Annotated in this window: 18 protein-coding genes; 5 read left to right on the top strand and 13 right to left on the bottom strand. The window is 71.7% G+C overall.

The annotated features are described in order from the left end of the window. Positions 1-22: 22 nt before the first annotated feature. Positions 23-709 (bottom strand): HAD family hydrolase, encoded by a 687-nt coding sequence (locus QBE02_RS14075; RefSeq protein WP_279366277.1) that lies wholly within the window; start codon positions 707-709, stop codon positions 23-25. A gap of 124 nt (positions 710-833) precedes the next feature. Here QBE02_RS14075 and QBE02_RS14070 point away from each other — a divergent pair, with 124 nt between their 5' ends. Beyond that, positions 834-1,457: an amino acid deaminase gene (locus QBE02_RS14070; RefSeq protein WP_279366276.1), complete on the top strand. Its 624-nt coding sequence runs from the start codon at positions 834-836 to the stop codon at positions 1,455-1,457. A gap of 145 nt (positions 1,458-1,602) precedes the next feature. On the opposite strand, the gene QBE02_RS14065 is transcribed toward QBE02_RS14070, so the two are convergent. Next, positions 1,603-3,081 carry an XRE family transcriptional regulator gene (locus QBE02_RS14065; RefSeq protein WP_279366275.1) on the bottom strand — a complete coding sequence of 493 codons (1,479 nt, stop codon included), beginning with the start codon at positions 3,079-3,081 and terminating at the stop codon, positions 1,603-1,605. Between the two features lie 129 nt (positions 3,082-3,210). Here QBE02_RS14065 and aceA point away from each other — a divergent pair, with 129 nt between their 5' ends. Beyond that, on the top strand, positions 3,211-4,527 hold the full coding sequence (gene aceA / locus QBE02_RS14060; protein WP_279366274.1) for an isocitrate lyase: 1,317 nt from the start codon (positions 3,211-3,213) through the stop codon (positions 4,525-4,527). A 136-nt stretch (positions 4,528-4,663) separates the two neighbouring features. Continuing rightward, on the top strand, positions 4,664-6,325 hold the full coding sequence (gene aceB, locus QBE02_RS14055; RefSeq protein WP_279366273.1) for a malate synthase A: 1,662 nt from the start codon (positions 4,664-4,666) through the stop codon (positions 6,323-6,325). Positions 6,326-6,382: 57 nt separating this feature from the next. Here the strand turns inward: aceB and QBE02_RS14050 are convergent, their stop codons facing one another. Genes QBE02_RS14050 through QBE02_RS14015 form a run of 8 tightly spaced genes read right to left on the bottom strand, consistent with a single transcriptional unit; the run spans position 6,383 to position 15,343 of the window. Beyond that, positions 6,383-7,729 (bottom strand): AMP-binding protein, encoded by a 1,347-nt coding sequence (locus tag QBE02_RS14050; RefSeq protein ID WP_279366272.1) that lies wholly within the window; start codon positions 7,727-7,729, stop codon positions 6,383-6,385. Further along, entirely contained in the window at positions 7,722-8,330 is a 609-nt protein-coding gene (locus tag QBE02_RS14045) for a phosphohydrolase (RefSeq protein ID WP_279366271.1), read from the bottom strand. The genes QBE02_RS14050 and QBE02_RS14045 overlap by 8 nt, the downstream gene beginning before the upstream one ends. Further along, entirely contained in the window at positions 8,323-10,140 is a 1,818-nt protein-coding gene (locus QBE02_RS14040; RefSeq protein WP_279366270.1) for a VWA domain-containing protein, read from the bottom strand. Before QBE02_RS14040 ends, QBE02_RS14045 begins: the two co-directional genes overlap by 8 nt. Continuing rightward, on the bottom strand, positions 10,137-10,778 hold the full coding sequence (locus tag QBE02_RS14035; protein ID WP_279366269.1) for a potassium transporter Kef: 642 nt from the start codon (positions 10,776-10,778) through the stop codon (positions 10,137-10,139). Before QBE02_RS14035 ends, QBE02_RS14040 begins: the two co-directional genes overlap by 4 nt. Beyond that, positions 10,775-12,346, bottom strand: a complete 1,572-nt coding sequence (locus QBE02_RS14030; protein WP_279366268.1) for an AAA family ATPase — start codon at positions 12,344-12,346, stop codon at positions 10,775-10,777. Before QBE02_RS14030 ends, QBE02_RS14035 begins: the two co-directional genes overlap by 4 nt. Positions 12,347-12,355: 9 nt before the next feature. After that, the gene (locus QBE02_RS14025) at positions 12,356-13,444 is read right to left on the bottom strand and encodes an AAA family ATPase (protein WP_279366267.1); all 1,089 of its coding nucleotides are present in this window, start codon (positions 13,442-13,444) and stop codon (positions 12,356-12,358) included. After that, the gene (pnuC, locus tag QBE02_RS14020) at positions 13,419-14,027 is read right to left on the bottom strand and encodes a nicotinamide riboside transporter PnuC (RefSeq protein ID WP_279366266.1); all 609 of its coding nucleotides are present in this window, start codon (positions 14,025-14,027) and stop codon (positions 13,419-13,421) included. Before pnuC ends, QBE02_RS14025 begins: the two co-directional genes overlap by 26 nt. A 20-nt stretch (positions 14,028-14,047) precedes the next feature. Beyond that, positions 14,048-15,343 (bottom strand): chloride channel protein, encoded by a 1,296-nt coding sequence (locus QBE02_RS14015; protein WP_279366265.1) that lies wholly within the window; start codon positions 15,341-15,343, stop codon positions 14,048-14,050. An 80-nt stretch (positions 15,344-15,423) separates the two neighbouring features. Between QBE02_RS14015 and QBE02_RS14010 the strand changes: the two genes are divergently transcribed. Beyond that, positions 15,424-16,623, top strand: coding sequence for a pyridoxal phosphate-dependent aminotransferase (locus QBE02_RS14010; RefSeq protein ID WP_279366264.1), 1,200 nt, complete (start codon positions 15,424-15,426; stop codon positions 16,621-16,623). A gap of 544 nt (positions 16,624-17,167) precedes the next feature. Beyond that, positions 17,168-17,719 carry an endonuclease domain-containing protein gene (locus QBE02_RS14005; protein WP_279366263.1) on the top strand — a complete coding sequence of 184 codons (552 nt, stop codon included), beginning with the start codon at positions 17,168-17,170 and terminating at the stop codon, positions 17,717-17,719. A 76-nt stretch (positions 17,720-17,795) separates the two neighbouring features. Here QBE02_RS14005 and QBE02_RS14000 read toward each other — a convergent pair whose 3' ends face one another. The 3 genes from QBE02_RS14000 to QBE02_RS13990 are packed head-to-tail and all read right to left on the bottom strand — an operon-like array spanning position 17,796 to position 19,782. Next, the gene (locus QBE02_RS14000) at positions 17,796-18,932 is read right to left on the bottom strand and encodes a UDP-N-acetylmuramate dehydrogenase (protein ID WP_056223850.1); all 1,137 of its coding nucleotides are present in this window, start codon (positions 18,930-18,932) and stop codon (positions 17,796-17,798) included. Beyond that, on the bottom strand, positions 18,932-19,336 hold the full coding sequence (locus QBE02_RS13995; protein ID WP_279366262.1) for a MaoC/PaaZ C-terminal domain-containing protein: 405 nt from the start codon (positions 19,334-19,336) through the stop codon (positions 18,932-18,934). The genes QBE02_RS14000 and QBE02_RS13995 overlap by 1 nt, the downstream gene beginning before the upstream one ends. After that, positions 19,333-19,782, bottom strand: coding sequence for an FAS1-like dehydratase domain-containing protein (locus QBE02_RS13990; protein WP_279366261.1), 450 nt, complete (start codon positions 19,780-19,782; stop codon positions 19,333-19,335). Before QBE02_RS13990 ends, QBE02_RS13995 begins: the two co-directional genes overlap by 4 nt. Positions 19,783-19,815 lie beyond the last annotated feature (33 nt).

Genomic DNA, 19,815 nt, shown 5'->3' with positions numbered 1-19,815 from the left:
TCCTCTGCGGTTCGGGTGGGATTCAGGTGTGGGACGGGAGGTGTGCGGCGGGGGGAGCGTCGACGTGGGCGGCGTCGACCCACGCGGCGAGCGCGGGCAGCAGCTCGTCGAGGGTGTCGGCGCGGAAGGTGGGGGCGGCGTCGGCGTCGACGTATCCGCCGACGAGCGCGGTGTCGAGACCACGGGCGTGGGCGGGGGCGAGGTCGTTGCGCCAGACGTCGCCGACCGTGAGCACCGGCACGCCCTCGCCGAGGCTGTCGAGCAGGGCGTCGAGTCCGGCGGGCTTGGCGGCGTCGGTGACCACGCGGTCGAACAGGCCGTCGAGCCCCATCGCGGCCAGCGCGTCGTCGAGGCGGGTGGCGGGAGCGTTCGTGACGAGGAGGCGCTCGGCATCCACCTGCGCCAGGAACTCCGCCAGCCCCGCGGCGGTCGACACCGGCGCGTCGGCGCTGCCGAGCTGCGTGCGGCTGAGGGTGTACGCGGCGGCCAGGTCGTCGTCGTCGACCCCGGCGTCGAGGGCGAGGCGGCGGACGGCGTCGTACCCGTCGATGACGTCGGCGGTCGGGGCGGCGAGGTGGGCCGAGACGGCCGAGACGAAGGCGTCGACGGATGCCGTGTGAACGGCGACCGCGCGGGCGTAGGCCAGCAGGGGGCCGTCGCCGATCGCGACGGTACCGTCGAAGTCGAAGATGAGGACGGGGCGGGGCACGGGGGAACTCCTGTCGTGGACGTTGCGTCCATGGTGCACGTTGAATGTGGACGCAATGTCCACGTCGTGTAAACGCTGGATGAACGCTCCCTGTGTGCCGTCGCGACCGGCTTAGCGTGGAGCGGTGCACCCCCTCGATGCCCTCGACGCCGCCGCACACCTCGCGGCCACCGACCCCGCGGCCGCGATCTCGTCGCTCCCCTGGCTGTCGGCATCCCTCGCCGACGACGCCGCCGCCGGACGCTTCGCCCGGTGGGGCCGCTCGAGCGTGATCGACGAGAACGTCGGGGCGGCGGTACTCCCCCGCCCCCTGTTCGACGAGCTGCACGCGCGGGCCGGGCTCGAGGCCGCCTGGCCGGTGGGCAACGCCGGGGTCCTGCACGTCTACGGCTATCTGCTCTCGACCACCCCCACCCCGTACGGCCTGAAGCGCGAGCGGTGGCTCACCGACGACCTCGCCCTCGCCTGCGGTCTCTCCCGCGGGGCGTTCTCACCCTGGGCCGGGTCGGGCACCCTGCTCTCTCGGGTCACCGTGGCCGCGGCATCCCTCCTCTCCCGCCCCGACGCGATCGACGAGTCCGTCGAGGGCCGCTCGACCCGCATCGCCCTCGGCGACGCGCTCCCCGACGGGACCACCGCTCTCGCCTACGCGGTCGACGGGCTCATCGTCACGACGTTCCCGGTGGCCGATGCGGCCGTCCTGCGGTCGGGACTCGGCGCACCGCGGCTGCGGTGGAACGCCGTGTGAGGGGAGGGTCCCGTTCGGCTGTGATGCCTGACCCGACCCACGCGAGCACAACCGCGGGGCGAATACCGACACGCCGGGCATAATCGGCCCACACACGGCGCGCCGCCGAATCCCCCCGCCGTTGCGCCCCGGATGCCGCGCCGCCTTACTCGCGCGGGGCGTGCGCCTCCAGGAACTCGTACATCTCGGTCGTGTCCACGCCCGGGAACGCCCCGGTCGGCAGGGTCGCCAGCAGGGTGCGCGGCGTGCGCACGTTGGGCCACGCCTGACCGCGCCACGCGTTCTCGAGCGAAGCGGGCGCCCGACGGCAGCACGCCTCGACCGCGTGACGCGAGATCGCACGGTTGGGGGTGTCGCGACCGCGGAACCACTTCGTGTCGTCGAAGCGCACGCCCACGCTCACCGAGTGCGCGCCCTCGCTCGACTGCTCCACGCGCGCGGTGCACCAGTAGGTGCCGTTGCCGGTGTCGGTGTACTGGTAGTACGGGTTGAAGAGGTCGTCTTCGTCGAAGACCACGCGGCTCGTCCAGCGCCGACAGCACATCTGCCCCTCGATCGAGCCGAGGCGGTCGGTGGGGAAGTTCACGTCGTCGTTCTCGTAAGCCTTCGTGATGGTGCCCGACTCGTGCACCTTCAAGAAGTGCACCGGGATGCCGAGGTGCACGGTCGCCAGATTCGTGAAGCGGTGCGCGGCGGTCTCGTACGACACCGAGTAGGCGTCGCGCAGGTCTTCGATGCTGATCGTGCGCCGCTCCTTGGCCTCGCGGAGCGCCGGCACGACGTGCGCCTCGGGCATGAGCAGGGCGCCGGTGAGGTAGTTCGTCTCGACCCGCTGCCGAAGGAACTCGTCGTAGCTCGTCGGCTCGCCGTGGCCGAGCATGCGGCTCGACAGCGCCTGCAGCACCGCCGCGCGCGGGTCGCCCTTCGCGACCTTGGTCGACAGGTACAGCCGGCCGTTCTTCACGTCGGCGATGCTCCGCGTCGACGAGGGCAGATCGGGCACGTAGTGCAGCGTGAAGCCGACGTGCGCGGCGATGTCGCTCGCCCCGCGCTGGGTGAGCGGACCGCCGGGGTGCTCGATCGCGGTCAGGATTTCGGATGCCGTGCGCTCGAGGTCGGGGAAGTGGTTGTCCTGCGTGCGCATGAGCCGGCGCAGCGCCACGTTGGCCCGCCGCGCCTCTTCGGGGGTCGCTGAGCGCTCTTCGCGGAGGCGCTCGATCTCGCCCTGCAGCGCGAGCATCGCCGACAGCACCTCGTCGGGCACCGACCGACCCACACGGAACGGCGCGATGCCGAGCGCCTGGAACGTCTGCCCGCGCATCGCGCGCTCGACCGAGATCTCGAGCGCCGCGCGCTCGTCGAGGGGCTCGGCATCCAGGATCTGATCGAGCGTGCACCCGAGGGCCCGCGCGATCGCCTGCAGCAGCGTGAGCTTCGCCTCGCGACGGCCGTTCTCGATCATCGACATCTGACTCGGCGCGCGCCCCACCGCGGCGGCGAGGTCGTCGAGGGTCAGGCCGCGCGCGGTGCGCAGCTGACGGATGCGCCGACCGATGGTGAGGGTGTCCACCTCCTCATGGTCGAGCGGGAGGGATGCCGAGGGCAGGGAGACGCCGGTGTCCATACCGGGAGGATCTCACGAGAACGGAAGATCGGTCGATCTTCACTTGGGAAATCCCGTTCGAGCGGGTGGATCTTCGCGGACAGTGGTCTCCACGGGGCACCGACGCCCCGCCACCCGAAGGAGGACGACATGACGATCCAGGCCACCCCCGCCCAGCAGCCCCTGCGCCCCGGCGACCAGACCGAGACCGCCGATGAGATCCGCGCCTCGTGGGAGAACGACCCCCGCTGGGACGGCATCGAGCGCACGTACTCGGCCGAGGACGTCGTCCGTCTCCGCGGCAGCGTCCGCGAGGAATCCACCCTCGCCCGCCGCGGAGCCGAGAACCTCTGGAACCTCCTCCACACCGAGGACTACGTCCGCGCCCTCGGTGCCTACACCGGCGGCCAGGCCGTGCAGCAGGTGCGCGCCGGACTCAAGGCCGTCTACCTCAGCGGCTGGCAGGTCGCCGCCGACGGCAACCTCGCGGGCCAGACCTACCCCGACCAGAGCCTGTACCCCGCCAACAGCGTTCCCGCCGTGGTGCGTCGCATCAACAACGCGCTGCTCCGGCAGGACCAGATCGAGCGCGCCGAGGGAGAGATCACGCAGGACTGGCTCGCCCCCATCGTCGCCGACGCCGAGGCCGGCTTCGGCGGTCCCCTGAACGCCTACGAGCTCGCGCAGTCGCTGATCGCGGCGGGGGCGGCCGGCATCCACTGGGAGGACCAGCTCGCCAGCGAGAAGAAGTGCGGACACCTCGGCGGCAAGGTGCTCGTGCCGATCCAGCAGCACATCCGCACGCTCAACGCCGCCCGCCTCGCCGCCGACGTCGCGGGGGTGCCGACGGTCATCATCGCCCGCACCGACGCGCTGGCCGCCGACCTGCTCACCAGCGACGTCGACCCGCGGGATGCCGAGTTCCTCACCGGCGAGCGCACGGCCGAGGGCTTCTACCGCGTGCGACCGGGGCTCGACTCGGTCATCGCGCGCGGCCTGGCCTTCGCCCCCTACGCCGACCTGCTGTGGGTGGAGACCGGCGAGCCCGACATCGAACTCGCCCGCGCCTTCGCCGAGGCGATCCACGCCCGCTACCCGGGCAAGAAGCTCGCCTACAACTGCTCGCCGAGCTTCAACTGGAAGCGCCACCTCGACGACGAGCAGATCGCCACGTTCCAGGCCGACCTGGCCGCCCTCGGCTACGCCTTCCAGTTCATCACGCTGGCCGGTTTCCACGCCGTGAACCACTCGATGTTCGACCTCGCCCGCGGCTACGCCGAGCGCGCCATGAGCGCGTACGTCGAGCTGCAGGAGGCCGAGTTCGCCGCCGAAGCCCACGGGTACACCGCCACGCGCCACCAGCGCGAAGCGGGCACCGGCTACTTCGACGTCGTCTCCACCGCGCTCAACCCCGACAGCGCCACCCTCGCCCTGGCCGGCTCCACCGAGACCGCCCAGTTCCACTGAGCCCTCGCCCGCTCCCGCCCTCCCCTCGTCCCACTTTTCGCAGAACATGTCCCACTTTCGGCTGCCTGGGCCATCCCCAGGCCGCCATTTACGGGACATGGTCCGAGAAGCGGACGCGCCACAGAAAGTCACGACCATGACCCTCATCGACACCTCTCCCCCGCCCACGACCGAAGAATCCCGGATGCCGAGCACCCCGGCATCCACCCCGCACCTGCGCCTCGAGCGGCCCCTGCACGGGCGCGACGGCGAGATCCTCACCTCTGCGGCCCTCGCCTTCGTCACCGAGCTGCACGACCGCTTCGCCCGGCGTCGGCACGACCGCCTCGCCGCGCGCCTGCGCCGCCGCTTCGAGATCGGCACGGGCGACGACCCGCACTTCCGCGCCGAAACCGCGCACATCCGCGACGACCCGTCGTGGCGCGTGGCGGGCGCCGGCCCGGGCCTGGAGGACCGCCGCGTCGAGATCACCGGGCCCACCGACCCGAAGATGACGATCAACGCGCTGAACTCCGGCGCGCGGGTGTGGCTCGCCGACCAGGAGGACGCCACGAGCCCCACCTGGAGCAACGTCATCGGCGGGCAGCTGTCGCTGTTCGACGCGATCCGCGGACAGCTGTCGTTCACGAGCCCCGAGGGCAAGCGCTACGAGGTCACCGCCGAGCGCACCCCCACGATCGTGATGCGCCCGCGCGGCTGGCACCTGCCCGAGAAGCACGTGAGCTTCATCGATCGCGCGGGGCGGGAGCTCCCGGCATCCGGTTCTCTCATCGACTACGGGCTGTACGTCTTCCACAACGCGCACGCGCTGATCGCGGCGGGCCGGGGACCGTACTTCTACCTGCCGAAGATCGAGTCGGCCGAAGAAGCACGGCTCTGGGACGACGTGTTCTCGTTCACCGAGGAGCGCCTGGGCCTGGACCACGGCACGATCCGCGCCACCGTGCTGATCGAGACGCTGCCCGCGGCGTTCGAGATGGAGGAGATCCTCTTCGCCCTGCGCGACCACTGCGCCGGGCTCAACGCCGGCCGGTGGGACTACATCTTCTCGATCATCAAGACCTACCGGGGCCGGGGCGCCCGCTTCGTGCTCCCCGACCGCAGCGAGGTCACGATGACCGTGCCGTTCATGCGGGCCTACACCGAGCTGCTCGTGCAGACGTGCCACAAGCGCGGCGCCTACGCGATCGGCGGCATGAGCGCGTTCATTCCGAACCGCCGGCGACCCGAGGTCACCAAGGCCGCGTTCGAGAAGGTGGCCGCCGACAAGCGGCGCGAGGCCGGCGACGGCTTCGACGGCACGTGGGTGGCCCACCCCGACCTCATCCCGGTGGCCCGCGCCGAGTTCGACGCGGTGCTCGGCGACGAGCCGAACCAGCTCGGGCGCACCCGCGGCGAGGTGGCGGTCGACCCCGCCGACCTGCTCGACGTGCGCATCGGCCTGCCGGTGACCACCGCGGGCGTGCGGGGCAACGTCTCGGTGGCGATCCGCTACATCGAGGCCTGGCTGCGGGGCCTGGGCGCCGTCGCGATCGACGACCTGATGGAAGACGCCGCGACCGCGGAGATCTCGCGCTCGCAGATCTGGCAGTGGATCCACCAGGACCACTCCACGGCCGAGGGCGTCGCGATCACCCGCGACTTCGTCGAGGGTCTCGTGACGGACGTGCTCGCCGAGGTGCAGCGCTCCGAGGGCGACCGCTTCGACGACGCCGCCGCGGTGTTCCGCGAGGTGGCGCTGCGCGAGGAGTTCCCCGCGTTCCTCACCCTGCCGGCGTATGCGAAATACCTGAACTGATTCACCGGATGCCGAGGGGCCGGGGCCACGAGCCCCGGCCCCTTCGCGCGGCGGGAGTCAGCGCGCGGCGGACCGGAAGCGTCGGGGCTTGCCCTCACCGAGGTCGGCGAGACGCTCGACGCTCTCGAGCTGAACGGGCTGACCGAGCAAGGCGCGCAGCGCGGTGGTGATCGCCGTGCCGTCGCCGCCGGCGATCCTCACCTCGAGCCCGCCGTCCGCTCGCTGCTCCACCGTCCAGCCGTGCGCGCCGTGGCTCTGCAGCTGCTGCGTGAGGTCGACCGAGGGCACGCGTGTCCCCGCAGAGCTGAGGAAGTCGGTGTGCTCGCGCCCCTCGAGGTCGGCGATGCCGACGCCGCCGCCGGGGAGCTCGACGAGCCGACCGACGTCGCCGGTGCGGTACCGCACGAGCGGCAGCAGGGGGTTCTCGCCCGCGGTCACCGTGATCTCGCCCATCGCGCCGTCGGCGACCGGCTCGCCCGCGGCGTCGAGCACCTCGACGTGCACGCGCCGGTCGAGCACGCGGAAGGGGCCGTCGTCGGTGCGCACCGCGATCGGCCGGGTCTCGTGCAGGCCGTACACGTCGAACACCGGGCACGAGAACGCCGCCTCGAGCTCGGCCCGCAGCGGTGCCGACAGCGCCATCGCTCCCGAGAACAGGGCCAGCGGCCGCACGACGGACCGCAGATCGGGGTCGAGCAGTTCGGACAGGCTCGTGGGGTTGCCCGAGATGACCTGGGGATCCGCGTCCTTCACGAAGGTCGACCGATCGGATGCCGCCCGCCAGGCGCCCTCGTTCAGATTGACCCGCGCCATGGCGCGCTGGGCGAAGCCGCTGACGATCGACACGTACGTGAAGGCCTGGCGCTGCTGCAGCACCCACACGAGGGCGAGCCGCTCGGCATCCGGCTTCCACTCGACACCCGCCTCGCGCACGAGGCGGACGAGCAGGTGGAAGCCGCGCGCCACCTCTTCGACGTCGTCGGGGATCACCAGCGCCGCCCCCGTCGACCCCGAGCTCGTGCCGTGCAGCATGCGGTCGAGGTCGGCGTCGAGGGGAACGAATGCCGAGACGTCGGCGACGAGATCGCGCCGCTCGATCGTGGGGAAATCGTCAAGGGTCCGCAGCCCGGTCATGCCTCGATAGAACGGAAGTCGCCGCGCGGTGTCGAGGTGTTCTTCGAGCCATCCGTCGAGCGGCAGCGGCGTGCGCGCGCGGTCGACGGCGTCGGCCGAAAGGCGGTCCCCTGTGGCGTGCACCCACGCGGGGGCTGCCGGGTGCGTGCGCCAGCGATGCAGCCGCGCGGCGCCCTCGGTGTCGAGGGTCGGCCAGCGCTCGGCATCCGTCAGCACGGCCGCCGACCCGGGCCGGTACTCGCCGAGGGCGAGCGGGTCGTCGTCACTCACTCGAGTACCTCGCGGCGGCTTCCCGGGCGCGCGCCTCGGCAAGGCGGCGGGCGATCTCTTCGCGGTGGCGGTACGCGGCGTAGGCCTCGGCGAGCGCGGCGTTGCGGCGGAGCGAGTCGCGCGCGTCGAGGAGCGCGCGCGCGGTCTCGCGGTCTTCGCCGGCCGGTAGGAAGCCCGCCCAGAGCAGGAAGGTGCGCGCCGCCTCTTCCCGCCGCTCGGCGTCGGCGAGCCAGTCGCGCGGATCCACCACGGGCGCCAGCCGCAGGGCCAGGGCGTCGATCGCGCGCGCCACGTCGCCGCCGGCGAGTGACGGGACGAACGGCTGCACCAGGTCTTCGCTCGCCACCACCCACAGACCGATGGCCGCGCCCGTGCGCACCCGCTCGTCGTCGGCGTGATCGACGGATGCCACGGGTCGGCCCAGCACGTCGCCGGCGAGCGCGCGCAGCGAGACGTCGTCGTCGAGGAACGGCCGCGGCACGCTCGACAGGCGCGCCGCGATCTCGTCGACCCCGGGACCGGGCCGAGCTCTCGCCCACGCCGTGTCTTCGGGCGGCGCGATCGCCGACCATGCGCTCAGCAGATCGTCCGCCTCAGCCACCGAGCACCTCCGCCAGTCGCGCGCACACCGCGGGTGCGTCATCCATCCGTTCGATGTACATCACGTCGTATCCCGCCCGCAGCGCCGGCTCGGCGACACGGTGCTGTCGATCGAGCACGACGAGGGTCGCCGTGCTGAGTGTCTCGCGCACCCGGGGCGCGACATCGGCGCGAGCGGGATCGCCGTCGCCGAAGAGCGAGGTCAGCCCGTCGTCGGAGAGCACGACGAGGTGACGGCGGTGCGCGGCATCCGGAGTCCCCCGTCCGGCGTACCTCTCGTCGAGCAGGTCGAGGGGGAACGTCGTGCCGCCGGCGAAGAAGTGGGCGAGGTCGGCGATCGTGCGTGCGGGGTCGCGGGAGTACTCCTCGTGGCCCGCAACCTGGCCGGGCCCCGAGAAGCTGGTCACGCGGACCCGTCCCCCTCCGCGCAGCACCGACAGGGCGAGGATCGTGCCCGCGAGCACGGCGGGCGAGCCCGTCTGCGGCTGCGGCATCGAGCCCGAGCTGTCGATGTAGAGGTCGAGATCGATGCTCGACGACACCGGTGGCGGATCATCGGGCAGGTACGAGCGCCGCAGCGTCGTCACCCCCGGGACGACGACCCCGCCCGCCTGCAACGTCGCGGGCCAGTCGAGATCGGCGAGGTCGTCACCGGTCTCCCAGCTCTCGAAGGGTCCCGGGAGGTCGGCCGAGACCGCGCGCGGCGACCGCTGAGTGAACGGACGCACCCAGCGCGTCGCCTCGGCCCGGTACCAGGCTGCGATCACGGCAGCCGGGTCCGCGTCGGCGTACAGCTCGAGGGTCTGCGCGATCCCGAGGGCCTGCCCCGTGGCCGAGCCCTTCGCCGCCGGCGCGGCAGCGGCCCCCGCGGAGGAGGGAACCGCGCCGCTCAGCCGCCGATCCGACAGCACCCGGCCGAGCTCCGAGGGGGTCGCGGCGGCGTCATCGGCGGCGCAGGTGCCTCCGGGGAGCGAGGCCGCGCCGTCGGTGCGCGGGTCGATGAGGTAGGGCGCCGCCACGACGCCGAAGCGCAGGGCCCCGGCCACGGCGTCGCCCGCGAAGGTGCGCACGAGGGATGCGAGCACGTCGGCGTCGAGGGCGGGACGCGTGACCGTCGCTTCGGCGAGTTCGTCGGACACGCGCTCGGCGGCCCTGCGCGCCTGCCGCAGTGCCTTCTCGGCGGCGCGGTGCTCCGCGGCGATGCGCGTCCAGGGAAGTTCCTGCTTCTGCTTCGGCGGGCGTCGGGCGGGCTCCGGCGGCTCGGGGTCGCACAGGGTTCCGGCCGGCAGGTTCCACAGCAGCTCGTACGTGCGCAGGTACACCCACCACAGCGGGCTCGGCGACGAGCGCGAGGCGCGGTACAGCTCCCGCGACAACCGCACGATGCCGGGCTCGCCCACCCCGTCGCGCCGTCGCTGCAAGACGGCGACACGGGCGTTGACGAGCAGGTCGGTCCACAGGTTCGACATCAGCGCGAGATCCTCGTCGCGCAGGGTGGGTGCCCCCGCGGCCTGCAGAGCGCGGGCCATCTGATGGCGGATCTTCAGCGCGTCCAGGCGGGTGCTCGGGGCGAGCACGTGGTGGCCGAGCTCGTGCGCGAACACGCTCTCCATCTCGTCTGCTCCCCCGAGCTGCGCGACCATGACCGGGTCGACCGTGACGACCGGCGGAAAGGTGAACCACGCGGGAGCGCCGTGCTCGTCTCCCGCGCCGGGAGCCATGCGCGCCTCCTGCAGCCGCACGCCCCACAGTCGCTGCGCCGCCTCCCACGCCAGCAGGTCGACTCCGATCGGCGACGTCACCGTGCTCACGCCGGCTCCGCGACGTGGATCCACGCCAGGTACGAGTCGGCGAAGGTGATGACGGATGCCGCGCCCGCGGCGCCCGGATCGGGCTCATTGTCGAGCGGGCTCAGGCGCGACCCCCAGGCGTCGACGTCGATGCGCCACCACCGCGCCCCGGTGCGCACGGCGAACGCACCGTCGACGCCGAGCGGTCGGCCACCGGTCGGGGGCGCCGTCCACGCGCCGCCGAACCCGCGGAACCCCCCGACCGCGCAGACGTAGCCGTTGGCCTCGCGGCGTCCGGGCCACCAGTACCGGTCGGTTCTCTGGCGCTCGACGAAAACGCCGAGGTGGGCGGCATCCATCCCCAGGGCAGCCGCCGCGGCTGCGCCTTCGCCGGATGACCACGCCCGCTCGATGCTGCCCAGGGCGTCGTCGCGCAGGCCGAGCGCGCCGGCTCGCCAGCCCGCGATGCCGGCGAGCGCGATCGCGTCGAACCCCTCGCCGGCCGCGCGCCCGGCCGCGAACGACACGGCGAACCGCTCGGCCGAGCCGCCCGCCGCTTCGACATTGCGTCCCGCCAGCGCCAGGTCGAGCCCTTCGACCGGCACCGGAGTGCCCACCGGCGGAGTGCGATCGGCGAGGTGGCCGGGGCGTCGGATCACGAACGCCCCTCTAGCCAGCGCAGGTAGGCCGTGTAGCGCTGGTGCAGGTACTTGAGCGCCATGAGGTCGTCGAAATCGCGGCCGTAGAGCTTGCCGGTGCCCGCGACCGTGCGCAGCCGTGCCTCGATCTCGGTGAGGCGCCGACCGGCCTCGACCGCCCCGACCCCGTCGAGTCCCGCCTCGAGCTGCGCGAGCAGCGCGCCGACCGGGTCGTCGCCCCCGCGGCCGAGGGCGTCGAACTGTCGGCCCGACTCCGCGAACAGGTCGGCGAGCCAGCTCATCACATCGGTGCTGAGCTCGCGCTCGGCCCCCACATCGAAGCGGGGATGCGTGGGATTGGGCAGCAGCTTTCCGCGCAGCACGAACGGCAGCATCGCCCCCACGTCGGCGACCGACACCGCGTCACGACCACGGAACCAGGCGACGGCCTTGGCGTAGACGATGAGGGTCTGCAGCGCCCGCACCGACAGGCCGTTGAGGGTCTGCGCGCCGGGATCGGTCATGAGGTCGGCCCCGGAGTTCGCCTCGATCGCCTCGGCGACCCGGCCGCCCGCCGTGGTCACCGTGTCTTTCGTGCGGTACTCGAATCGGCGCCCGCCGCCCTGCACGAACTCGAAGTGACTCAGGAAGAACTCCAGCCGCCGGCGCACCTCGGCCGGTACCGGCACGGCGCGGATCGCCGCGCGCATCGCCGACTGCTCCTCGGGAGCGAACACGAGCTCGGCGGGCACGTGCTCCTCGGGCTTCTCGCCGGCTTCGACGCGGGCGACGAGCTCGTCGAGGAAGCGGCTGTTGAACCCTGCCGCGGGAACGGTGACGTCCATGCGGTCGCGGAGCGCCTGGATGACGGGGAAGGTCCCGCCGCCCGCGTCGTCGTTCGCGGTGAAGAACCAGCTCTCCACGCCCGAAGCGGGGGCCGTGCGACGCATCTGGTCGTGGCTTTCGACGTAGCCCTCGGCCACCATCGTCAGCAGGGCCGACTGCGTCTTGGTGGGGATGCGGTTGTACTCGTCGACGATCTTGACGGGCCGCGTCAGCCACTCGCGCCACGCGATGCCGATCTCGGCCAGGCTCGACGCGTTCATCAGATCGCGCGGCAGAGGGATGCCGACGAGGTCGCTGATCGACAGCTGCGGCTGCCCCTGCTGCACGCCGCGCCGCACCTCCTCGGGCGTCGACCCGGCGAGCACTCCCATGAGCACCGCGACGGTGGTCTTGCCGCGGCCCGGGCCGCCGATCAGCAGGCACTTGCCACCCACCGCGAAGCTCAGCAGCGGTAGCAGCACGTTCGAGGAGTACGAGGGCTCGTTCGGCAGGGTGAGCTCGGCACCCGCGTCGCCCAGCTCGAACGTGAGCGGGCGCCCCGATGAGAACTCCACGTCGTAGTAGGGCGAGATCACCGCACGGTTGACGATCCAGTAGTAGGTCTGCCGCAGCTTCTCGTCGAGAGGCGGCGCGGCCGGGGCGGGCGCCTCACGGAAGAGGTCGGCCGCGGCGAGCGGGGCGACCCCGTCGGCGGCGTTCGACGTCGTGGGTGACTCGGAGAGCTTGTGCCAGCGGTCGGCCATCGCGCCAGCCTAACGTCCGGCCCGTCGGCGGAGTTCCTCTTGCTCGGCGAGCGACCGCCCCTCCATCGGCGGGGTGAACGACGTCGCGCGCGCCACGGCGTCGCGCACGGCGGGCAGCGCCTGAGCGAGGCGTTGGGCGACCGACCCGCGCACCTCGAGCCAGGGCACGGGCTGCGCGGCGAGCACCTCGCGGAAGCGCTCCTGCATATCGGCGCGGATGTGCTCGCCGTCGCGCATGCCGTCCTGCACGAAGGGGATCTCATCCCCCGTGAGGATGTACAGCGCCGGGCGGTGCTCCGCGGCCCGCGCCAGGATGCGCGGCGCCGGGGTGCCCACGTACCTCTCGTGCCAGAGCGCCGTGGCGAGGACGTCGGTGTCGCAGACGAGGACCGAGCGGGGAGCCCGCCGCACGGCATCCTGTTCCCACCCGATCTGGCGATCGACGACGAGGTCGAATTCGTCGCTGCGCCACGGGGCGTCGAGTCCGCCCTCGCGCGTCTCGCTGAGCTCGCGGCCGTACTCGGGCACCCAGATCGTGCCGAGCTCGGTGGCGAGGGCTTCGGCGAGGGTCGTCGAGCCCGTCGACTCGGCACCGAGGACGACGACGCGCGCGGCCAGATCGGCCCGCACCGCGGGCGACAGCTCGTGCCAGTGACCGTCGAGATCGGCACGGATCGCCGTTCCCGACACGGGGTTGAGCCGGCGACCCGGGTCCACCTGCACCCAGTCGGCACCGAGACGACGCGCGAGCTCGGCCCCGTACTCATCGGAGGTGAAGACCACATCGACCGGCTCGTCGAGCAGGCCCGCGATCGTCGCGGTGTGCGCGTCCCACGCGGTCTCGGAGGCGAAGTCGACCGGAGTGTCGTCGAGGAGGTCGACCACGCGCACCGTCGGGTGGTCCTCGCGCACCCACGCGGCCCGTCGCTCGAGGGGGATCGATTCGACGGATGCCGCGATCACCTCGACCGTGACCCGCTCGCACGCCCGGGCCGCTGAGCGGATGAGGTGCGCGTGACCGACGTGGAGGGGGTAGAACTTCCCCACCACCACGCCGTGCCGATAACGGCGCTCAGGCACGCGAGGGGCTGAGGTCATCGGCATCCGTCGTCTCGTTCCGCAGCCGACTCCACGACCGCAGTCCGCCGACGCATAGGACGATGAAGAGGGCGTAGAGGGCGGCGATGATCCACAGTCCGGTGGCGATCGACAGCGCGACGAACACCACATCGACGCCGATCCACACCCACCAGCTCTCGATCCACTTGCGGTTGAGCATGTACTGGGCGACGAGGCTGGCCGAGGTCGTCGCGGCATCGGCGAGCGCCACCTGCGAGTCGGTGTACGTGTCGAGCAGCCAGGTCAAGACGAGGGTCCCCACCACCGCGACGATGATGAGCCACGGCACCGCCCGTCGAGGCGTGCGGGCCACGTATTCGCGATCGTGTTCGATGCGACGCGTCCACCGGAACCAGCCGTGCACCCCGAGCACCAGGTACACCACCTGCAGTCCCGCGCTGGCGTAGATCCCGGCCGGCACGAACACCGAGAGGAAGACGAGGTTGTTGGCGATGCCGATGGGATAGGTCCACACGTTCCGCCGGGCGGCCAGCAGCACGCACGCCGCCCCCGTGGCGAAACCGAGGATCTGCATCCATTCGGCCAGAATCCAGTCGATCACCCGTCGAGCCTAGGCGGGTTCTACGGTCGGGCCGGGTCCATCGGCGCGAACGGGCGCAGGCTCTCGCGCGAGGTGAGCTTGGAGGCCACGAGCGACCCGGCCACGGCGAGGAAGATCGGCAACAGCAGCGTGAACCCGGTGTTCGTGAACTCGATGATGAGCGCGATCGCCGTGAAGGGGGCGCGCATGTTCGAGGCGAGGAACGCGGATGCCGCGACGATCGCGAGCGCCGTGCCGTCGGCGCCGGGCCACACGAACGCCCAGCCCGCCGCAGCGGCCGCACCGAGCGCGGCACCGATCGCGACCGACGGCTGCAGCGTCCCGCCGATCGCGCCCGAACCGAGCGACACGGTCGTCGCGACGTACTTCAGCACGGCGAGCGCGATGAGCAGCAGGGCCGGCTGCGAGAGGTCGAAGCCGGCGGTGGCGAGCGCCCGACCGTTGCCGAGGATGAGGGGGAATGCGGCGCCGATCGCTCCCACCGCGGTGAAGGTGAGGGGCAGGACCACCAGCAGCTTCCAGCCGTGGGGGCGGAAGCGCGACAGCTTCTTCGTGATGGTCGCGAAGCTCGTGGCGCCCCATCCCATGAGGGGGCCGATGAGCACGGCCGCGACGATCAGCGAGGCGTTCACCTCGAGCGATCCCACCGAATACAGCGACCCGTCCCCGACGAGCGGGCGCGCGACCAGCGTCGCGATGGCACTGACGGTGAGGGCGACCACGGCCGCTCCCACGCTGAACTGCGCGAGCAGGATCTCGACGGCGAACAGCGCCCCGGCCAGGGGCACGTTGTAGACCGCGGCGAGACCCGCACCCGCGGCCGAGGCGATCAGGATGCGGCGCCAGCGCGCGTCGAGGCGGAACCAGCGGACGATCTTGGAGCCCGCCATGGCCGACAGCTCGCGCGGGGCGACCTCTTTGCCGATCGAGGCGCCCATGGCGACCGACGCCACCTGGATGACGGTGTCGGCGAAGGTCTCCCACCACGGCATCCGGGCCCCGTCGACGCCCTGCTCGACCGTGGCGAGCTTCCGCCCGAAACGGCGCAGGAGATACCAGCCGACGGCGGCAACGACACCCGCACCGCCGACCGTCGCGATCGGCAGCCACCACACCGAGGGGTAGGCCAGGCCGTCGAGGAACGGCCCCTCCTCGTGCCCCCACACGAGGTGTTCGAGGCTGTGGACGATGAACACCAGCAGCAGGACCGCGAGACCGGTTGCCACCCCGACGATGAGGGTCGCGAGTCCCAGACGAACGAGCGTGCCCAGTCCTCGACGACGGGAGGGCAGCAGGGTAGGTGTCGCAGCGGTCACCCCGACACGCTAATGGAGCTGTGTTTCGTAAGTCGTCACGACCCTCGGCTGGGGCGGGCTCGAACAGTAGGCTCGGAACCGTGACTTCCCGCGCCCCGCTCTCCCGCAAGCTGTCCGCCATCGCCGAGTCCGCGACCCTCAAGGTCGACGCCAAGGCCAAGGCCCTCCAGGCCGCCGGCCGACCGGTCATCTCGTACGCGGCCGGCGAGCCCGACTTCGCCACGCCCTCGTTCATCGTCGATGCCGCAGCGAAGGCGCTGCAGGACCCGAAGAACTACCGCTACACCCCCGCCGCGGGCCTCCCCGTGCTGCGCGAGGCGATCGCCGCGAAGACCCTCCGCGACTCCGGCCTCGAGGTCGCGCCCTCGCAGGTCATCGTGACCAACGGCGGCAAGCAGTCGGTGTACCAGGCGTTCCAAACGGTGGTGAACCCCGGCGACGAGGTGCTGCTGCCCGCCCCGTACTGGACCACCTACCCCGAGGCGATCGCCCTGGCCGACGGCACGCCCGTCGAGGTGTTCGCCGGCGCCGACCAGGACTACAAGGTCACCGTCGCCCAGCTCGAGGCCGCGCGCACCGACAAGACCACGGTGCTCGTGTTCGTCTCGCCCTCGAACCCCACCGGCTCGGTCTACACGCCCGAAGAGACCGCCGAGATCGGTCGCTGGGCCCTCGAGCACGGCATCTGGGTCATCACCGACGAGATCTACCAGAACCTCACGTACGAGGGCGTCAAGGCCGTCTCGATCGTCGAGGCCGTGCCCGAGCTCGCGGGGCAGACCATCCTCGTCAACGGCGTGGCCAAGACCTACGCCATGACCGGATGGCGCGTGGGCTGGATGGTCGGACCGGCGGATGCCATGAAGCTCGCCGGCAACCTGCAGTCGCACCTGTCGAGCAACGTCAACAACGTCGCGCAGCTCGCCGCCGCCGAGGCGTTGAACGGCCCGCAGGACGAGGCCGAGCAGTTCCGCCTGGCCTTCGACCGCCGCCGGAAGCTGATCGTGTCGGAGCTGTCGAAGATCGACGGCGTCGAGGTGCCCAACCCGCTCGGCGCGTTCTACGTCTACCCCGACGTGCAGGGCCTGCTGAACCGCACGTGGGGCGGCGTCACGCCCACCACCTCGCTCGATCTCGCCGACCTCATCCTCGAGCAGGCCGAGGTCGCCGTCGTCCCCGGCGAGGCCTTCGGCCCGAGCGGATACCTGCGCCTGTCGTACGCCCTGGGCGACGACCAGCTCCTCGAGGGCGTGCAGCGCCTCCAGCGCCTGTTCGCCTGAGGCCTGCCCCTCCTCCCCAGCCCCCGCGTCTTCCGCCCGCCTTCCGCCCGTCTTCCGCCCGTCTTCGCGCGTGAGTCGCCATAATTTGTCGCTTCGGCCACCTCCGAAGCGACAGTTCTTGGCGAGTCACGCGCGCAGAGCGGAGAGCAGGGGCTGGGGAGAGGTGAGCGCGCGCCGGTGAGTAAAGCGCCATCATCACCGGATGCCGACAACCCGCCGCCTCATCGGACCCACTGACGCGTTCACCATCGCCGAGGGCGCACATCACGGCCTGACGCCGAGCACGATGAGGGCGGCGGTCTGGACGATCCCGCACGCCGGAATCCGAGTCGCGGAGTCCTCCACGCAAGGGGATGTGCTCGCGGCCCTTCTGCGCGCGCTTCCCGCGCACGCGTTCTTCTGCGGCCCCACTGCGGCTGTTCTGCACGGACTCCCCCTGCCGTACGCTCTGTCGACAACCGCGTGGGAGAGACCGTTCATCGGAGTTCCCGCGGATCAGAACCGGATACGTCGCCCCGGCACCACCGGTCGGGCTCTGGCGGTCGTGCCCGACGACATCGTCGAGGTCCATGGCATCCGGTGCACTTCTCCCCTCAGGACGTGGGCGGAACTCGCCGAAATGCTGGGAGTCGGGCAGCTGACGGCCATCTCGGATCGGCTCATCTCGCGCCATCATCAGATGGCGACGCGAAAGGATCTCGAGCGGATGCATCGTCGATTCCTGGGCGGCAGGGGATCGAAGCGACGCCGACTTGCCGTGGATCTCGCGGATGAGCGGGCGGAGTCGCCACGGGAGTCGGAGTTGCGCGTTCTTCTCATCCAGTCCGGCCTGCCGGTGCCGCAGAGCAACGTCGAGATCTTCGACGGGAGTCGGTTCGTGGCCCGCGTCGATCTGCTCTACCCGGATGAACGACTCATTATCGAGTACGACGGTGATCATCACCGCGATCCGCACCAATGGAGCAGGGATCAGTCTCGCCGGGCCGAGCTGGAGTCCCTCGGCTACCGGATGACTGTCGTGACGGCACGCGATTTCGACGACCCGGTCGCTCTGCTCGCGCGTATTCGCCGCCTGCTCGCGAGAACCCCCGCGTGACTCGCCAGAAATTGTCGCTTTGACAGCGTTCGAAGCGACAATTCTTGGCGACTCACGCGGAGGAGCCCTGGGGGACCTACAGCTCGACGTTGACCAGGACCGGTTCGGGCTGCAGCACAAGGCCGAACTCCGAGGCCACCCGATTCTGCACGAAGCGGGCGAGCTCGGCGATCTCGGCCGCGGTCGCTTCTCCGCGGTTCGTCAGGGCGAGCGTGTGCTTGGTCGAGAGCCCGGCGCGCGAGCGCGGGAAGCGGAACCCCCGGCGGAGACCGGCGTTCTCGATGAGCCAGGCTGCGCTCACCTTGACCTGCCGCGACACCACGGGGGGCGGGGGCAGGATGCCGTCGAAGGCGGCGAGCGGAATGACCGTCACCGGATCGAGCACCGGCGTGAGGGGCCACTGGGGGCATTCGGCCGGGAGGGTACGGGCGAAGGCCTCCGAGACGATCGCGTTCTGGAAGAACGACCCCGCGCTCCAGGTATCGGGGTCCTCGGCGTCGAGGACCATACCCTTGCGGGCGCGGGTGGTGAGGACGTGGTCGCGGATCCACCGGAGCGAGACGGTCTGGCCCGGTTCAAGACCGAGGGCGCCGCGCAGCTGCTCGCCCGCGATGGGCCGCTCCTCCGCGCCCACGCGTTCGAGCTCGAGCGTCACCGAGAGGATGACCGCGGAGCGCTCGGGCACCGAACCGTAGTGGCGCTTCAGCACCGACGTGCGAAAGCCCAGGCCCAGTTCTTCAGCGGAGACGGTCGAGACCTCACCGGTCGATTCGTCGATCAGCTCGACCTCGACGAGGGTCTGGACGATCTCCTGGCCATAGGCCCCGACGTTCTGCACGGGCGCGGCACCGACCGTGCCGGGGATGCCCGACATCGCCTCGATGCCGGCGAAGCCGCGCGCGACCGTCTCGGCGACGAGGGCGTCCCAGTCGTGTCCGGCCTGCACGCGCAGGCGTACCGTGCCCTCGCGCGAGCCCGGCAGCTCTTCGATCCCCGACGTGCGGAGCCGCACGACCGTGCCCTCGAAGGGCTCGTCGCCGACGAACAGGTTCGAGCCGCCGCCGAGCACGAACCACGGCTCGCCCTCGGCCCACACCTCGCGGAGCGCGGCGACCGCCTCGTCGAGCGTCGAGGCGTCGATGAGACGGGCGGGTTCTCCCCCCGTGCGCAGGGTGGTCAACTGCGAGAGGGGGACGGGGGCGACCTCGGGCATCAGGACAACCGCACCCGCACCTGCGCCTTGCCGAGCACCGTCGTCTCGGCGAACGTGACGGTCAGGTCGATGCGGGCGGTCTCGTCGTCGACGGCTCCGACCTTCGCGCTGACGTGCAGGTCGGCTCCGGCCTCCGGGTCGACGACGACCGGTCGGGTGAAGCGCACGCCGTATTCGGCGATGCGTCCGGTGTCGCCCAGCGCGTCGGTCAGCGTGCCGACGGCGATGCCCATGGTGAGCATGCCGTGCGCGAGGACGCCCGGCAGACCCACGGCGGCGGCGACGTCGTCGCGGTAGTGGATGGGGTTGAAGTCGCCCGACGCGCCGGCGTAGCGGACGAGAGACTCACGCGTGAGGTGAACGGAGCGTTCGGCGATGACCTCGCCGACGGTGAACGCGCTCATGCGCCGGCCTCCCCTGCGAGCAAAACGCTCGTCGTCGTCACGACGTGGGCGCCGTCGGCATCCACGATCTCGGCTTCGCTCGTGATCATCGCGTTACCGCCCATGGTCCGGATGCCGGTGACCGAAAGCGTCGCGACGAGCTCGTCGCCCGCGACGATGGGCCGCGTGTAGCGGAACCGCTGCTCGGCGTGCACGAGGCGCGACAGCTCGATGCCGGAGTCGGGGTCGCCGAGCAGCTGCTGGAGCGTCAGGTCTTGAACGACCATCGCGAAGGTCGGCGGGGCCACCACGTCGGCGTACCCCAGGGCGCGCGCGGCCGCGGGGTCGGTGTGCTGCGGGGCGTCGGCGAAGACGGCGCGGGCGAATTCGCGCACCTTCTCGCGGCCGACCAGGTAGGGAGCGGTCGGCGCGAAGGCACGACCGACGAGTTCGGGGTTCACGGGCACCCGTCCAGTCTATCGAGCGGGTTCGCGCCACCG

It is taken from the genome of Microbacterium testaceum (genome assembly GCF_029761935.1).
GTDB lineage: Bacteria > Actinomycetota > Actinomycetes > Actinomycetales > Microbacteriaceae > Microbacterium > Microbacterium testaceum_A.
Note: the sequence above shows the minus strand (reverse complement) of the source record. Positions and strands in the feature narration are given on the sequence as shown.

Excerpts from the sequence above, each read along its gene's own strand:
- QBE02_RS14065 (WP_279366275.1), bottom strand. The coding sequence starts at position 3,081 with ATGGACACCGGCGTCTCCCTGCCCTCGGCATCCCTCCCGCTCGACCAT.
- aceA (WP_279366274.1), top strand. The coding sequence starts at position 3,211 with ATGACGATCCAGGCCACCCCCGCCCAGCAGCCCCTGCGCCCCGGCGAC.
- aceB (WP_279366273.1), top strand. The coding sequence starts at position 4,664 with ATGACCCTCATCGACACCTCTCCCCCGCCCACGACCGAAGAATCCCGG.
- QBE02_RS14030 (WP_279366268.1), bottom strand. The coding sequence starts at position 12,346 with ATGGCCGACCGCTGGCACAAGCTCTCCGAGTCACCCACGACGTCGAAC.
- QBE02_RS14025 (WP_279366267.1), bottom strand. The coding sequence starts at position 13,444 with ATGACCTCAGCCCCTCGCGTGCCTGAGCGCCGTTATCGGCACGGCGTG.
- QBE02_RS14000 (WP_056223850.1), bottom strand. The coding sequence starts at position 18,932 with ATGCCCGAGGTCGCCCCCGTCCCCCTCTCGCAGTTGACCACCCTGCGC.
- QBE02_RS13995 (WP_279366262.1), bottom strand. The coding sequence starts at position 19,336 with ATGAGCGCGTTCACCGTCGGCGAGGTCATCGCCGAACGCTCCGTTCAC.